This is a genomic window from Streptomyces sp. UG1, assembly GCF_049974585.1.
In the GTDB taxonomy this organism is placed as follows: domain Bacteria; phylum Actinomycetota; class Actinomycetes; order Streptomycetales; family Streptomycetaceae; genus Streptomyces.
This window is the reverse complement of the sequence record NZ_JBNGGG010000028.1, coordinates 17,310-32,340: the sequence shown is the minus strand read 5'-3', so window position 1 is coordinate 32,340 and position 15,031 is coordinate 17,310. Positions and strand designations below refer to the sequence as shown.

The 15,031-nt window shown below is 71.5% G+C and carries 15 protein-coding genes; 7 read left to right on the top strand and 8 right to left on the bottom strand.

Annotation, left to right across the window (positions count from 1 at the left end; translation table 11 throughout):
• Positions 1 to 88 precede the first annotated feature (88 nt).
• Together ACP4J3_RS28965 and ACP4J3_RS28960 are read right to left on the bottom strand one after the other, a co-directional pair.
• On the bottom strand, positions 89 to 730 hold the full coding sequence (locus ACP4J3_RS28965; protein WP_426539002.1) for a response regulator: 642 nt from the start codon (positions 728 to 730) through the stop codon (positions 89 to 91).
• On the bottom strand, positions 727 to 1,920 hold the full coding sequence (locus ACP4J3_RS28960; RefSeq protein ID WP_426539001.1) for a sensor histidine kinase: 1,194 nt from the start codon (positions 1,918 to 1,920) through the stop codon (positions 727 to 729). Before ACP4J3_RS28960 ends, ACP4J3_RS28965 begins: the two co-directional genes overlap by 4 nt.
• 153 nt (positions 1,921 to 2,073) lie before the next feature.
• On the opposite strand from ACP4J3_RS28960, the gene ACP4J3_RS28955 reads away from it, so the two are divergent.
• On the top strand, positions 2,074 to 2,661 hold the full coding sequence (locus tag ACP4J3_RS28955) for a hypothetical protein (protein ID WP_426539000.1): 588 nt from the start codon (positions 2,074 to 2,076) through the stop codon (positions 2,659 to 2,661).
• 16 nt (positions 2,662 to 2,677) lie between these two features.
• Here the strand turns inward: ACP4J3_RS28955 and ACP4J3_RS28950 are convergent, their stop codons facing one another.
• Positions 2,678 to 3,250 carry a cob(I)yrinic acid a,c-diamide adenosyltransferase gene (locus tag ACP4J3_RS28950; protein WP_426538999.1) on the bottom strand — a complete coding sequence of 191 codons (573 nt, stop codon included), beginning with the start codon at positions 3,248 to 3,250 and terminating at the stop codon, positions 2,678 to 2,680.
• A 137-nt stretch (positions 3,251 to 3,387) separates the two neighbouring features.
• Between ACP4J3_RS28950 and ACP4J3_RS28945 the strand changes: the two genes are divergently transcribed.
• The 4 genes from ACP4J3_RS28945 to ACP4J3_RS28930 all read left to right on the top strand — a co-directional run bounded on the left by ACP4J3_RS28945 (position 3,388) and on the right by ACP4J3_RS28930 (position 8,831).
• Positions 3,388 to 4,506 carry a DUF4190 domain-containing protein gene (locus tag ACP4J3_RS28945; RefSeq protein WP_426538998.1) on the top strand — a complete coding sequence of 373 codons (1,119 nt, stop codon included), beginning with the start codon at positions 3,388 to 3,390 and terminating at the stop codon, positions 4,504 to 4,506.
• Between the two features lie 162 nt (positions 4,507 to 4,668).
• Positions 4,669 to 5,517: a 3-hydroxyacyl-CoA dehydrogenase family protein gene (locus tag ACP4J3_RS28940; protein WP_426538997.1), complete on the top strand. Its 849-nt coding sequence runs from the start codon at positions 4,669 to 4,671 to the stop codon at positions 5,515 to 5,517.
• Between the two features lie 176 nt (positions 5,518 to 5,693).
• Entirely contained in the window at positions 5,694 to 6,017 is a 324-nt protein-coding gene (locus tag ACP4J3_RS28935; protein WP_093906575.1) for an STAS domain-containing protein, read from the top strand.
• A gap of 261 nt (positions 6,018 to 6,278) precedes the next feature.
• Entirely contained in the window at positions 6,279 to 8,831 is a 2,553-nt protein-coding gene (locus ACP4J3_RS28930) for an ATP-binding protein (protein WP_426538996.1), read from the top strand.
• A gap of 78 nt (positions 8,832 to 8,909) precedes the next feature.
• Here ACP4J3_RS28930 and nucS read toward each other — a convergent pair whose 3' ends face one another.
• The gene (gene nucS, locus ACP4J3_RS28925; RefSeq protein WP_194040528.1) at positions 8,910 to 9,581 is read right to left on the bottom strand and encodes an endonuclease NucS; all 672 of its coding nucleotides are present in this window, start codon (positions 9,579 to 9,581) and stop codon (positions 8,910 to 8,912) included.
• A 273-nt stretch (positions 9,582 to 9,854) separates the two neighbouring features.
• On the opposite strand from nucS, the gene ACP4J3_RS28920 reads away from it, so the two are divergent.
• Positions 9,855 to 10,247, top strand: a complete 393-nt coding sequence (locus ACP4J3_RS28920; protein WP_426538995.1) for an SCO5389 family protein — start codon at positions 9,855 to 9,857, stop codon at positions 10,245 to 10,247.
• A gap of 103 nt (positions 10,248 to 10,350) precedes the next feature.
• On the opposite strand, the gene ACP4J3_RS28915 is transcribed toward ACP4J3_RS28920, so the two are convergent.
• A complete protein-coding gene (locus ACP4J3_RS28915; protein ID WP_426538994.1) occupies positions 10,351 to 11,379 on the bottom strand; it encodes an LLM class flavin-dependent oxidoreductase in 1,029 nt (342 codons plus the stop codon).
• A 223-nt stretch (positions 11,380 to 11,602) separates the two neighbouring features.
• Here ACP4J3_RS28915 and ACP4J3_RS28910 point away from each other — a divergent pair, with 223 nt between their 5' ends.
• A complete protein-coding gene (locus ACP4J3_RS28910) occupies positions 11,603 to 11,944 on the top strand; it encodes an ATP/GTP-binding protein (protein WP_426538993.1) in 342 nt (113 codons plus the stop codon).
• A gap of 14 nt (positions 11,945 to 11,958) precedes the next feature.
• Here the strand turns inward: ACP4J3_RS28910 and ACP4J3_RS28905 are convergent, their stop codons facing one another.
• The 3 genes from ACP4J3_RS28905 to ACP4J3_RS28895 all read right to left on the bottom strand — a co-directional run bounded on the left by ACP4J3_RS28905 (position 11,959) and on the right by ACP4J3_RS28895 (position 15,030).
• The gene (locus ACP4J3_RS28905; protein WP_426538992.1) at positions 11,959 to 12,831 is read right to left on the bottom strand and encodes an ABC transporter permease subunit; all 873 of its coding nucleotides are present in this window, start codon (positions 12,829 to 12,831) and stop codon (positions 11,959 to 11,961) included.
• On the bottom strand, positions 12,828 to 14,123 hold the full coding sequence (locus ACP4J3_RS28900) for an ABC transporter ATP-binding protein (protein WP_426538991.1): 1,296 nt from the start codon (positions 14,121 to 14,123) through the stop codon (positions 12,828 to 12,830). The genes ACP4J3_RS28905 and ACP4J3_RS28900 overlap by 4 nt, the downstream gene beginning before the upstream one ends.
• 136 nt (positions 14,124 to 14,259) lie before the next feature.
• On the bottom strand, positions 14,260 to 15,030 hold the full coding sequence (locus ACP4J3_RS28895) for an ABC transporter permease (protein ID WP_426538990.1): 771 nt from the start codon (positions 15,028 to 15,030) through the stop codon (positions 14,260 to 14,262).
• Position 15,031 lies beyond the last annotated feature (1 nt).

Below are 15,031 nucleotides of genomic sequence, written 5' to 3'. Positions count from 1 at the left end.
TTCACGCCCACGGTGCCGCGAGAATAGAAAGGTCTGGACCACGGGTCAATAGGTCTGGACCACTCTGTGTACGGTCGGTACGGTCCGTTCAGACGCCCAATTCCTGTGCCAGTACGGCCGCTTGCACCCGGCTGCGCAGCTCCAGCTTGCCGAGCAGACGGCTGACGTGGGTCTTCACCGTCGCCTCCGCCATGTCGAGCCGGGCCGCGATGTCCGCGTTGGACAGGCCCTCGCCGAGGCAGGACAGCACCTCGCGCTCCCGGCGGGTGAGGCTGTCGAGGACGGCGGGGTCGGCGGTCGGCTCACGGACCGGCTTCGCGGCGAACTCGGCGATCAGGCGCCGGGTGACGGCCGGGGCGATGAGGCCCTCGCCGCGCGCCACCGTACGGACCGCCGCCAGCAGGTCCTTTGCGTCGGTGTTCTTCAGCAGGAACCCCGAGGCACCCGCCCGCAGCGCCCCGAACACGTACTCGTCGAGGTCGAAGGTGGTGAGCACGAGCACGTCCGCGAGCCGTTCCCCGACGACCCGCCGGGTGGCCGACACCCCGTCCAGGCGCGGCATCTGAACGTCCATCAGGACCAGGTCCGGCCGCAGCTCCCGGGCCAGCTCCACCGCCTGCTCGCCGTCCGCGGCCTCGCCGACCACCTCGATGTCCGGGGCGCTGCGCAGGATGAGGACGAGCCCGGCGCGGACGGCGGACTGGTCCTCGGCGACGAGCACACGGATCATGCGGGGTCTCCTCCGGTCAGCGGAAGCGTGGCGCGTACGACCCAGATCTTGCCGTCCGGGGCGACCGGGTCGTCGGCGGGGCCCGCTTCAAACGTCCCGCTCAGCAGCGCGACCCGCTCCCGCATCCCGACCAGACCGGCGCCGGAGCCGGGCGCGCGCGGCCCGTCGCGGTCGCCGAACGGGCTGGTCACGGCGACGGCGAGAGAACCGTCCCGCTGGGCCAGAGCGACCGTGACCCTGCCGGGCGAGGCGTGCTTGAGGGCGTTGGTCAAGGACTCCTGGACGATGCGGTAGGCGGCGAGTTCGACGGGGGCCGGGACGGTGCCGTGGTCGGTGTCGAGGTGGACGTCGAGGCCGTTGGCGCGGGCGCCCTCGACCAGGGCGGCGAGGCCGTCGAGGGTGGGGACGGCGGAGGGTTCGTGGTCGTCGCCGCCGTCGCGCAGGATGCCGATCAGCCGGCGCATCTCGGCGAGTCCTTCGACGCTGTTCTCCCGGATGACGGAGAGGGCCTCGCGGGAGGTCGACGGATCGTCGATGGAGAGCGCGGCCGTGGAGTGGATGGCGATCGCGGAGAGGTGGTTGGCCACCATGTCGTGCAACTCGCGTGCCATCCGGGCCCGTTCGGCCGTGACGGCCTGGGAGCGGTCCACCTCGGCGAGCAGCGCGGTCTGCTCGGCGCGCAGCCGGGCGGCCTCGGCGGCGTCACGGTGGTTGCGGACGACCCAGCCCGTGGACGCGGGCGCGAGTGCGACCACGCCGACGCCCACGCCGATCAGCAGGCCCTCCGGGTCCCGCCAGAGCGCGGCGGGCACCACACCGCCGATCACCGTCAGCAGGCCGGTGACCCAGGGCAGACGGCGGGCGGCGGCGGGCGTGCCGTACAGGACGGCCGCGTACATCAGGTCGGTGAACAGCACGATGGTGACCACGTTGCCCATCGTGATGGTGTCGGCGACCAGCGCGGCCGTGCCGATCACCAGGCCCAGCCGGGGCCGGGTGCGGCGCAGCAACTCGCAGGCGGCCGTCACGACGAGCGGCACCAGCACCGCCCAGTACGGCGACCACAGGACGAGGCTGGACCCGGAAGGGCGCGGACTGAGCCCGAGCCCCCACAGCAGGAGCCCGCCGAGCAGTCCGCCCACCGCGATGCGCACGTCGTGCGGGTGCGGTGGGGACAGTCGTACGGCCATGCCCTCCATCCAACCAACCACGCGCCAGGTCCGCCTGATGCCCGGGAACGGTCCTGGACTGCATCCTTCGATGTACCGCGGTTTCGTCACCGCCGACGACGAAAGGGGCCGCGCCCGACGGGAGCCTGGAACGGTGACCGAAGGGAGCAAGTCGTGATCGTCGCCCTCATCATCGCCTGCGAGGTCGGCTTCTGGGTGCTGCTGGCGCTGGGCCTCGCCGCCCGCTACCTGCTGAAGTGGCGCCGTACGAGCGTGGTGCTGCTGCTGTGCGAGCCGGTGCTGGAGCTGGTGCTGTTCATCGCCACGGCGATCGACCTGAAGAACGGTGCGGAGCCGGGCTGGGAGCACGGGGTGGCGGCGCTGTACATCGGCTACACCGTGGCCTTCGGCCACTACACGATCCGCTGGCTCGACGGCCACGCGGCCCATCGCCTGGGCGGCGCCCCGCCGCCGCGCAAGCCCCCGCGCTACGGCCGCGCCCGCGCCCGGCACGAGGCCAGGCTGTGGCTGCGGGCGGTGTACGGGGCGGCGGTGGCCCTGGGCCTGCTCCAGCTCGCGGTCTGGTACGTCGGCGATTCCGGCGACATCAGCTCCCTGCGCGCCTTCCAGTGGGTGGCGATCCGCACGGTCGGCATCTACGGGCTGATCGCCCTCGGCTACTGGATCTGGCCGAAGAAGGCCCCCGCCGACGCCGAGGACCCGCCCCGGCTCACCACCGACAAGGAGCGCGCCCGCTCATGAGCCGGGCGTCGAGCCGCTAGCGTTCCCCGCCCGGCACCCACAGCACGTCCCCGACCTCCTTGTTCGCCGTCCTGGCGAGGATGAACAGGAGGTCGGACAGGCGGTTCAGGTACGTCGCGGTCAGCGGGTTCATGGTCTCGCCGTGGACCTCCAGGGCCGCCCACGTGGAGCGCTCGGCCCGTCGTACGACGGTGCAGGCCTGGTGCAGGAGGGCCGCGCCCGGTGTGCCGCCGGGCAGGATGAAGGAGCGCAGCTTCTCCAGCCGCTCGTTGAAGCGGTCGCAGTCCGCCTCCAGCCTGTCGATGTAGAACTGCTCGACCCGCAGCGGCGGAAATTCCGGCTTCTCCACGACCGGCGTCGACAGGTCCGCGCCCACGTCGAACAGGTCGTTCTGCACCCGGGTGAGGACCTTGACGACCTCCTCGCCGAGCCCGCCCAGCGCGATCGCCGTGCCGAGCACCGCGTTGGCCTCGTTGGCGTCGGCGTACGCCGAGATCCGCAGGTCGGTCTTGGCGACCCGGCTCATGTCGCCGAGGGCGGTGGTGCCCTGGTCGCCGGTCCTGGTGTAGATGCGCGTCAGATTGACCATGCGACCAGCGTAGTTACGCCCCGGCCGTTCGGAACACGCGCGTGGGCCCGGTCCCGGGCGGCTGATGGATAACGATCCCGGTCCTTTGTGATCTCGGGCACGTTCGTTTTCGGTCATGGCCTGATATTCGTGATCGCATGTCGGTTCCTCCGCCGCAGTACCCCCAGTACCCCCAGTACCCCCAGTACCCGCACGGGCCCGGACCGCAGTGGAGTCCGATGCCGCCGCCGGTGCCGCCGGCCCTGAACGCCTTCGCGGTCACCTCCCTGGTGACCGCGCTGCTGGTGTGCCTCGCGCCCCTGGGGCTGGTCTTCGGTCTGGTCGCGCTGTGGCAGATACCCAGAAAGGGCCAGCGGGGCAAAGGCCTCGCCATTGCCGGGGTCTCCGTCTCCGGCGCGGTTCTGGTGCTGGCCGCCGGCCTCGCCACGGTGGGCGACTTCAGGGTCTGGACGTTCTCCGGCCCCGCCCGGGACGACAGCGGTGCGGTGACGGAGCCGGGGTGGACCACGGTCCAGTCGCTCGACGTCGGCGACTGCTTCAACCCCGGCGCCTGGATGCGGGAGAAGGACACGCCGCCGCTCGGCAAGGGCGGCGTGCAGGTGATCCCGTGCGACGAGGCGCACCGCGCGGAGGCGTACGCCACGTTCCGGCTCGCCGAGCAGGAGCAGTTCCCGGGCCGGGAGGCGATCGCCGAGGTCGCGTGGGAGCGCTGCGCCGAGCTCTTCATCGACTACGCCGTGGACCCGGAGGGCTCCGGGCGGCTGCGGACCGCCTACTTCCATCCCGACGAGGTGGGCTGGAACGCCGGGCGCCGCACCGTGCAGTGCTGGGTGGTGCGGCCGGGCGACGCCGAACTCGACGGCTCGGTCCGTCGCCGCGAGTCCGATTTCGACACCGACCAACTGGCCTTCCTGTCCGCCGCGAAGCCGTTGTACGTGGCGACGGCGCTGCGCCCGGCGAAGAGCCCCGAACAGGACCTCGCCGGCGCCAAGGCCTGGGCCGAGCGGATGGCCGAGGCACAGGCCGAGACCATCCAGCGGCTCGAGGACACCGAGTTGGCCGGCGCCGAGCGCCCCACCGAGCGGCTCGTGGCCGAGCTGAAGACGGGACTGCCGCTGTGGCGGAAGGTTGCCGACGCGTCCGACGCGGACGCCTTCCTGGAGTCGCTGCGCTCCGTGGAGCGGCACAGCGGGACGGAGCACGTCGTACAGATCCGCACCGCACTGGGCCTGCCGGCCTCCGCGAACCAACGGTGAGAAACGTGCAATTGGGTCCCGCGTGCCGCCGCCGGTGTGATGTCCGTCAGATGAGACGTGACTCGCGTTACTAACCGGTCACACAGTCCCTCACGACCGCTAAGGTCCGCCGAAGAGGCAACGTAAACAGGGTGTAAGGCGTTTCAAAGGGGAGTCGCAACAGTGGCACGGAAGCTTGCCGTCATCGGCGCCGGCTTGATGGGTTCCGGGATCGCCCAGGTCTCCGCTCAGGCGGGCTGGGACGTCGTCCTGCGGGATGTCACCGACGAGGCGCTCAGGCGTGGCACCGACGGCATCAAGGCGTCGTACGACAAGTTCGTCGGCAAGGGCAAGCTGGAGGCGCACGACGCCGACGCCGCCCTCGCCCGTATCACCGCGACCACCGACCTGGACGCCGCCGCCGACGCGGACGTAGTGGTAGAGGCCGTCTTCGAGAAGCTCGAGGTCAAGCACGAGATCTTCCGCACGCTCGACAAGATCGTCCGCGAGGACACCGTGCTCGCCTCCAACACCTCCGCCATCCCGATCACCAAGATCGCGGCAGCCACCGAGCGCCCCGAGCGGGTCGTCGGTGTGCACTTCTTCTCGCCGGTGCCGATGATGCAGCTCGTCGAGCTGGTCCGCGGCTACAAGACGAGCGACGAAACCCTCGCCACGGCGCGCGAGTTCGCCGAGTCCGTCGGCAAGACCTGCATCGTCGTCAACCGGGACGTCGCCGGCTTCGTCACCACCCGGCTGATCTCGGCGCTCGTCGTCGAGGCCACCAAGCTCTACGAGTCGGGTGTCGCCACCGCCGAGGACATCGACCTCGCCTGCAAGCTGGGCTTCGGCCATGCCATGGGCCCGCTCGCCACGGCGGACCTCACCGGCGTCGACATCCTGCTGCACGCCACCGGCAACATCTACACCGAGTCCCAGGACGAGAAGTTCGCCCCGCCGGAGCTGATGCGCCGGATGGTGGACGCGGGTGACATCGGACGCAAGAGCGGGCAAGGCTTTTACAGCTACTGAGGTTTCGTAGACCACCGCACAGCCCCCACGCGTATCACGCGATGGGGTGAATTCGGTATCGGTTCGCTTACAGACGGAAACCTCTGGCTGCTCAACGCAGTCAGAGGTTGCATCACCGGCCACAGCAAAGACAACGCATCGCGGAGCACGCACGTACGCACGCTTGGGGAGCGCATATGTACATCAGGGGCGACCACGCCGAGCTGGTCGTCGGGGGCCGCCTCGACGTCCGCAGCGCGGCGGACGCCCGTACGGTCCTGCACTCGGCCGTCGACGACGGAGTCGGCGATCTGGTGCTGGACCTGTCCGAGCTGGAGTTCTGGGACGCCACCGGACTCGGGGTGATCATGGGGGCCCATCGGCGGGCCGGCCGCTGCGGCCGGCGCCTGGTGCTGCGCGGTGTGCCGCCGCAGATGCAACGCCTGCTGGTGGCCACCCGGCTGCACCGGATCCTGGCGATCGAAGGCGGCATCGGGGTGGAGTCACTGCCCCGGGTGTGACGCCCGGCACGGGTGGGGCGGGGCAGTCGGGCGTTCCGGCTGCGAAGCGCATGTCACGCACAATTCTCACGAGACTGTGATGTCTCGGGCGGCGCGGTACCCCGACCTGTCGTAGATACTGTGCAAAGGTTTAGGGTTCGGCTGCCCGCTGCATGGACAAACCCCTTCGAGCGGGCCCGGACCAGAAGCGACAGCGCGGTGTGCAGCAAGGCCGGGAGGGGCTTGGCTTGGGCACACGACGCTTTTGGGGGGCTTGAACCTATGGACCCGAACAACCGGGGACCCGAGGAGTACGGCCATGAGGCCGGCGGTCAGTCGTCGCGCCCGCGCCCGCCCAGGGATCCCCTGACACCCGACTTCGGACAGCACACGCCCGCACTCGCCCGCACGGTGCAACTGGTCTCGGGCGACTTCCTGCTCACCGTCAACCCCGTCGACGGCAGCGAGATCGAGGTCTGCCCGCCCGCGGAGCGGCCCGAGCGGCCCGCCAAGCTGGCCCCGGCCGAACGCGCCGAGGCCGAGCGCGCCGCCAAGCCGCCCGTCCCGCCCGGGCCGACCCGTCCCGCACAGCCGCTCCTGGCCCGCCAGGACGAGCGCGAACAGCTCGTACGGCTGCTCGCCCGCGGCCGCTCCGTACGTCTGGTCGGCCCCCGGGGCGCCGGCCGCACCAGCCTCCTCGACCTCGTCGCCGAGGACTGCGCGGACCTCGCCCCCGACGGCGTCGTGCGCCTGAGCGGCTTCCACCGCGACCCGGCCGACCTGCTGTACGACCTGCTGTACTCCGTCTACAGCGCGCCCCTTCACCGCCCCGATCAGGACGAACTGCTCTCCTGCGTGCGTGAGATCGGCGCGGTCGTCGTCCTGGACGACATCGAGTTCGGCGGCGCCGCGCTCGACGAGCTGCTCGACGCGACCCCCGAGTGCGCCTTCCTGATCGGCGCCACGCCCGATGTGCCCGCGCCGTCCGCCGAGTCCGGCATCGAGGACGTCACGCTCGACGGGCTCGACCGCACCGCGAGCATGGACCTGCTGGAGCGCGCGGTCGGCCGGGTCCTCACCGAGGACGAGCTGAACTGGGCCGGCGACCTGTGGTTCGAGTCGGAGGGCCTGCCGCTGCGGTTCGTCCAGGCCGGGGCGCTGCTGCGGCAGCGGGACCAACTGCGGGCCGAAGCGGACGCCGTCGACGAGTACGGCGTCTTCGAGGACGCCCCGCCACCGGCCGACGCTCCGGTCGACCCCGAGGACGGCGGCGCGCAGCCGCCCCTGCCCTCGCTCGGCGAGGCCGCCGGACCGGCGCCGCTGCTCGCCTCGCGGCTCAGCGCCTCCGCCCGCACCACCCTGAGGTTCGCCGTCGCGCTCGGCGGCGAGGTGCCGCACCAGGCGCATCTGCCCGCGCTGGTCGGCGACACCCACGCCGACGCCGCACTCGGCGAGCTGGCCGACTGCGGGCTGGTCTCGCCGGTCGGCTCCCGCTACCGGCTCGCCGCCGGCGTCCTGGCCCAGCTGGAGTCCGCCGGATACGCCGACGAGGCCCGGGACAACGCCCTCACCGCCGCCCGGCACTACGCCTGGTGGGCCGGGCACCCCTCGGTCACACCGGAGCGCGTCTGCGCCGAGGCCGACGCCGTGCTCGCCGCGCTGGGCCTGCTGGTGCCGAGTACGACACCGCCCGCCGAGGGCGAGGAGAGCCCGACCGTACGGCTCGCCCGCACGGCGGCGCCCGCGTTCGCGGCCGGGTTGCACTGGAGCGCCTGGGAGCGGGTGCTGCGGGCCGGCGCCGAGGCCGCCCGCCTCGTCGGCGACGTCTCCGAACAGGCCTACTTCCACCACGAGCTGGGCATCCTCGCGCTCTGCGGCGGCCGCCTCGACCGGGCCCGTGCCGAGCTGGAGACCTCCATCGGGCTGCGCGGCGCCCTCGCCGACAAGCGCGGCACCGTCGCGGGCCGCCGCGCCCTCGCGCTGGTCTCGGACCGCTCCGGGACCACGCCGGGGGTGGCCGCCTTCGCCGCGACGGCGGGGGAGGAGGTGCCGGACGCCCGCTACGAGGAGTCGCAGTCGCCGCCGGGCGGTGTGCCGGCCGCGTTCCCGCCCGCTGGGGACACCACGACCCTCGTCACGCACCAGGCGTCCTCGCCGTCGCCGTCGGCCTCGCACAAGGGCCGCGGCGGTGTCCGCAGCTTCGCGCGGCGCAACCTCGTCGCGGCCGGCGCGGGCGCGCTCCTCGTGGCGGTGCTCGGCACGGTGGTGACGCTGGGCGCCACGTCCGACAACGACCCCAACGCGCCGTCCAACCAGGTCGGCGTCAACCCGTCCGCCAGCCAGGGCCCCGGCGACGACAGCCTGGGGGCGGAGAAGGTGGAGGGCGACGACGGGGAGGGTTCCGGCGACACGGGCAAGGCGACGAGTCGGCCGACGGATCCGGGGCCCGACGGCTCGTACGGCACGGCGGACGACCCGGCCCCGACGGACGAGCCGACGGACCCGTCGGACGACCCGAGCGGCACGCAGAGTCCGGGCGGCGGTTCCTCGCCCTCGCCGACGAAGAAGCCGTCTTCGTCGCCGACGAGGCCGCCTTCCCCGACCAGGCCGCCGACGCCCACGGACGACCCGACCCCGACGGGCGATCCGACCCCGACGGAGGATCCGACCACCCCGACCGAGGACCCGACCGGGGATCCGACGGACGATCCGACCTCCTCGAACTCGGCCAGCGACTCCGCCTCCTCCAGCCCGACGGAGACCACCACCTCCGCGAGCGCGCCCACGTCCACGGACGAGGGCACACCGAGCACCGGCTCGGAACCGGTGATCTGACGCGCCGAACAGGACAAGAGGGCCGGGTCCGTCCAACGGACCCGGCCCTCACCGTCGTACGACCGCGGACGCCCCCGGTCAGAACAGCCGCAGCTTGTCGTCCTCGATCCCGCGCAGCGCGTCGTAGTCCAGCACCTGGCAGCCGATGCCGCGGTCCGTCGCGAGGACACGGGCCTGGGGCTTGATCTCCTGGGCCGCGAAGATGCCGCGCACCGGGGCGAGATGGGGGTCGCGGTTGAGCAACTCCAGGTAGCGCGTGAGCTGTTCCACACCGTCGATCTCGCCGCGCCGCTTGATCTCGACCGCGACCGTCGCGCCGTCCGCGTCCCGGCACAGGATGTCGACCGGGCCGATGGCCGTCGGGTACTCGCGGCGGATGAGCGTGTAGCCCTCGCCGAGCGTTTCGATGCGGTCCGCGAGGAGTTCCTGGAGGTGCGCTTCCACGCCGTCCTTGATCAGACCGGGGTCCACGCCCAGTTCGTGCGAGGAGTCGTGGAGGATCTCCTCCATCGTGATGATCAGCTTCTCGCCCGCTTTGTTGATGACGGTCCAGACGTCCTGCTGCTCGCCGTCCCCCTCCTTCAGAGTGCAGGGCGGCGACATCCAGTTCAGGGGCTTGTAGGCCCGGTCGTCCGCGTGGATCGAGACGCTGCCGTCCGCCTTGACCAGGATCAGACGGGGCGCCGAGGGCAGGTGGGCGGTGAGCCGGCCCGCGTAGTCGACGGAGCATCGGGCAATGACGAGACGCATGGTCGGCAACGCTACTCGACGGGCCGGTGTCGACGCGATTCGCCCCGTGGGAGTCCGTAAGACACCGGACTGCCCCTGTTCATTTCTGGCCGATTGTGTGCCCATGTGCCCAATGAGGACCGCCGATGTACGCAATCTCGTGGTGCCGTCACCGTCTGTTGCCTACCGTATTAAACGGGAGGTCGCGAGGCGTGTACACAGCGTGTCCGGTATCGCGAACTCCCTTATCTGTCCGGCAACCCCCGCCGCGGTGGGGGTGCGAGAGGAGAACCCATGTCGCTCGACGTCTCACCGGCCCTACTCGAACAGGCCGAGCGAGGCGAGGTCGACGAAGCCGCCTTCGTCGACTGCGTCCGGACCTCCCTGCCCTACGCATGGGAGATGATCAGCTCCCTGGTGGCCCAGCTGAAGGTCGACGGCGGCGCGTTCGCCGACAACCTGACGCCCCCGCCGGACGAGCAGGCACGTGGCCAGTTGCTGCGTGCGCTTGCGAGTGACGCGATACGCGGCGCGCTGCAGCGGCACTTCGGGGTGCGACTGGCCTTCCAGAACTGCCACCGGGTGGCGGTGTTCCCGCTTGACTCCTCGGTCGACGAGACGCTGGCTCGCTTCACCTCGGTCCGCAGTCAACTGCTGAACCAGTCCCCGGAACTCAGGGACTGCTGACGCGGTGACCGCTTGCTTGCCGCTCCGTACGCGGGAGGTGCAATCAGTACCGGGGCGGCAAGCCCTCTGGCGGACCGGGCCGTTCGGCCGGCCCCAGGGCGACTCAGCCGAGGTGCGGCAGCACTTCGGCGCCCAGCCGCCGTACGTTCTCCTCGGTCGCCGCCAGGTCGCCCGAGCCCTCCACGAGCAGTGCGAAGCGGGAGATGCCGGTCCGCTCGCTGGTCGCCGCCAGACGGTCGGCGGCGAGGCGCGGGGTACCCACCGGGTGCAGCCCGCAGAGCAGTTCGGTGTACGCCAGCGGGTCGCGCATCGCGCGATGCCGGCCGTCCACCGTCACATGGGCCTCCAGGCCTTGCCTGAGCCAGCCCGGCATCGCCTTCGTCAGCGCCTCCACCGCGTCCGTGCGCCGGTCCGCGATCTGGCAGACGCCGGCCGACACATGGCCCGCGCCGCGGATCTCGTCGGCCGGGCGCCCGGCCGCGCGCGCGTGCTGCCGCCACAGGGCGACCATCTCGGCCTTCTCCTCGTCGCCCACATGCATCCCGAGCAGCATCGGCACCCCGCGCTCGGCGGCGAGGCGCACGCTCTGCGGCGACGTACAGGCGACGACGACCTCGGGCCCCTCGACGTCCGTCAGGCACTCCGACGGCCTGGGGACGACGGGGACTTCGCGGAAGTCGAACCGCCCGCCGCGGGCCGCGACCGAGGGCTCGCGCAGCCAGCGCAGCAGCAGATCGAGTGATTCCGGGAACCCCTCCTCGTACGCCTCGAGACCGGAGCCGAACACCTCCAGGTCGACCCAGGGCCCGCCGCGCCCCACGCCCAGCGAGAACCGCCCGCCGGAGGCGATGTGCAGCATCGCTGCCTGTTCGCCGACGGCCACCGGGTGGGCGGTGGGCAGCACGGTGACCGCCGTGCCGACCCGCAGTCTGCTGGTGCGGCCGAGCAGTAAGGCGGCCAGGGTGATCGCGGACGGACAGGTGCCGTACGGCACGAAGTGGTGCTCGGCCAGCCAGACCGAGTCGAGCCCCGCTTCCTCGGCGACCTCGGCGGAGCGGACCGCGCGGTGCAGCGCCTCCCCGTCGCCCTGCCCCGGGAACCGGGCCGCCAACACGAAACTTCCTACGCGCATTGCTTTTTCCTGCTTCCTTGGCTCCGACGCGGAGCTCCCCCACCGGGCATAACCGTCTGACACGTGCCGAAGACACGGCCTGGCGGAGAGATTTGCGGATTGTCTGCAGAATCGATGACCATGGTGGGGGACTTGTGGGGGTTGGTGCCGTACGGCTACCCCTGTCCGTGCCGCGTAGGCTGGACATGACCCGTGCATCCTGTATAGCCCCGTGAGGTGTTCCGTGTCCCCGCGTCGCAACCGATTCAACGGCCCCAAAGGCGCTGCCTCGTCCGGGCGCGGTGCCGAGGGCGACCGTCCCGGCCGCTACGGCGGCTGGCAGTCCACGGAGAGCTGGCGGGGCGAGGACTGGAACGTGCGGCATGTGGCGGGCGCCAGCGCCCAGGGCAAGGCGTACCGCTGCCCGGGCTGCGACCAGATGATCCCGGACGGCGTCCCGCACGTCGTCGCCTGGCCGGACCACGCGGGCGTCGACGACCGCCGCCACTGGCACAAGGCGTGCTGGAACGCGAAGGACCGCCGCACCACGCGGGTGCAGCGGTCCCGTAACGCGCCCAAGTTCTGAACTCCGGATGCGTCTTACACGTCCCGCTTCTCCAGCAGTGCGTAGGCGCCCGCGAACGCGGCGGCCGTCACGCCCAGCATGATCCACAGGGGGTCCCAGCCGCTCGGGCCGGACTCGGTGAGGGACTGGGTGTAGAAGACGCTGAACTGGTTCGGGATGGAGTACTCGATCAGGGCCTGCTGAAGGTCCTGGAGCGACTCCGAGAACATGAACATCGCGATGACCAGCGGGGCCAGCACCACGCCGATCATGATGGTGATCGCGCCCGCCGAGTGCCGGATGATCGAGCCGACGACGAGCGAGAGCAGGCCGAGCAGCGCGATGAAGAGCGAGATGCCGAGGGTGCCCTTCAGCCACTCCTGACCGGACGGCTCCCGGGCGCCCTCCAGCATCGCCACGTCCGCGAGGGCGACCAGCACGGCCGACGCCAGCGTCACCGCGAACGCGACCACGAAGAACACGATCGCCTTGGCCGCCAGCACCCGCCCGCGGGTCGGGCACGCGGTCATCGTGGTGCGGATCATGCCGGTGCCGTACTCCGAGGCCGTGGTCAGCACGCCGAGCGTGATGATGCAGATGCTGCCGAGCAGCAGCCCGAAGAAGCCGAAGGACAGCGGGTTCTCGCCGGCGAGGCTGCCCTCCGCCGAGTTGGCGGCGACCAGCGCGGCGGCCGCCAGTCCGATGCCGACGACGAGCAGTACGAACACGCCCAGCGTCCACATCGTGGAGCGCACCGACCGGATCTTGGTCCACTCCGAGGCGAGCGCGTGCCCGAGGTGCGTGCGCACCACGGGGATCGGCGAACTGTAGGTGGGCTGCGACGGGCCGGGTGCCGCCTGCCAGTTCGGTGCGGCGGTCTGCGGCATCGGGGGCTGCGGCGTGCTCATCGGGCGTCCTTGGACTCGGTCGGGGCGGAGGAGGCGGCCGGGGCGGACGGGGCTGCCGGCGGCTGGGCGGGGCCTTGCGGGGCCTGCTGCGCGGCGGGGGGCTGCTGGATGGGGCTCGGCGGGGCCGGCGGTGCGGGCTGTGCCGGAGCCTGGCCCGGGGCCTGCGGGGCGGGCTGGGCGTACGGGTTGGGTGTGTCGGCGCCGGGCGCCCCGGGGGCGCCGTACGGCCCGGGCCGGCCCTGCGGCCCGGCGAACGGCTGCCCGCCCTGCTGGGGCGGCGGCGGGGCGTACCAGCCCGGCTGGCCCTGGCCCGGTACCGGCATCGGCGGCTGCGCGCCGGGCGGCAGCGGCTGCTGGAGCCCTTCCTTCTGGTCGATGGTCGAGCGGTAGTCGACCGCGCCCTGCGTCATCCGCATGTACGCCTCCTCCAGCGAGGCCTGGTGCGGCGACAGCTCCCACAGCCGTACGTCGGTGTCGTGCGCGATGTCGCTGATGCGCGGGAGCGGCAGTCCAGTCACCCGGAGCGCGCCGTCCTGCTCGGGCAGCACATGCCCGCCCGCCTCGGCGAGCGCGGCGGACAGCTTCTCGCGCAACTGCGGCTCGGTGTCGGGCGTACGCACCCGGGCGAAGCCGGCGGAGTTCGCCGCGATGAAGTCCTGCACGCTCATGTCGGCCAGCAACTGGCCGCGCCCGATGACGATCAGGTGGTCGGCGGTCAGCGCCATCTCGCTCATCAGGTGCGAGGAGACGAAGACGGTGCGGCCCTCCGCCGCGAGCGACTTCATCAGGTTGCGCACCCAGAGGATGCCCTCGGGGTCGAGGCCGTTGACCGGCTCGTCGAACAGCAGCACCTGCGGGTCGCCGAGCAGCGCGGCGGCGATGCCGAGCCGCTGGCCCATGCCGAGCGAGAAGCCCTTGGAGCGCCGCCCGGCCACGTCCTGGAGGCCGACCACGCCCAGCACCTCGTCCACCCGCCGGACCGGGATGCCCGAGAGCTGGGCCAGGCTCAGCAGGTGGTTGCGCGCGGCCCGGCCGCCGTGCACCGCCTTGGCGTCCAGCAGCGCGCCGACCTGACGCGGGGCGTTGGGCAGCCTGCGGTACGGATAGCCGCCGATGGTGACATGACCTGCGGTCGGGTTGTCCAGGCCGAGGATCATCCGCATCGTCGTCGACTTGCCGGAGCCGTTCGGGCCCAGAAAGCCGGTGACGGAACCGGGCCGCACCTGGAAGGACAGGTTGTACACAGCGGTCTTGTCGCCGTAGCGCTTGGTCAGGCCGACTGCTTCGATCATGCTCCGCACCCATCGAAAGGATCAGGACAGCGGGGCACACGCCCCCGTAAGGGTTAGGAGGATATCGGGGCGCTGACGGTTCCACTCAAGGGCGGGTAAAAACTGGCGTGCGAACGAACCTGTCTCGGGCCCCACGCTAGGCGTCCCGTTTCTTGAGCGTGGCGTAGCCGCCCGCGAGTGCCGCGATCACCCACAGCACCATGATGCCCAGGCCGCCCCAGGGGCCGTACGGCACGTCGTCGTCGATCGGGGTGACCACCTGCATGATCTTGTTGCCGGCCTGGTCGGGCAGATACCGGCCGATCTTCTCGGTGGCCGAGACATTGCCGAGGATGTTGGAGACCAGGAAGAAGAACGGCATCAGGATGCCCAGCGACAGCATCGGTGAGCGCAGCATCGCGGCGACGCCCATCGAGAACATCGCGATGAGGGTCATGTAGAGCCCGCCGCCGATCACCGCGCGCAGCACACCCGGGTCGCCGATCTGCGCCCTGTGCTCGCCCAGCATCGCCTGCCCCAGGAAGAACGTCACGAAGCTGGTGGCCAGGCCGACGACCAGGGCGAGGCCGGTCGCCACCGCGATCTTGCTGAACAGGAAGGTGCCGCGCTGCGGCACGGCGGCCAGCGAGCTGCGGATCATGCCGGTGCTGTACTCGTTCGACACCACGAGCACCCCGAACACGATCATCGCGAGCTGACCGAGGCTCATCCCGGCGAAGCTGATGAAGGTCGGGTCGAAGGAGAGCTGGTCGCGCCGGCTCATGTTGTCGAACTCGTTCTTCGACAGGGCCGAGATCAGGATGCCGAGGGCGATGGTGACCACCACGGCCAGCGACAGCGTCCACACGGTCGACGCCACGGACCGGATCTTGGTCCACTCGGAGCGGATGACCTGGGTGATCACCATG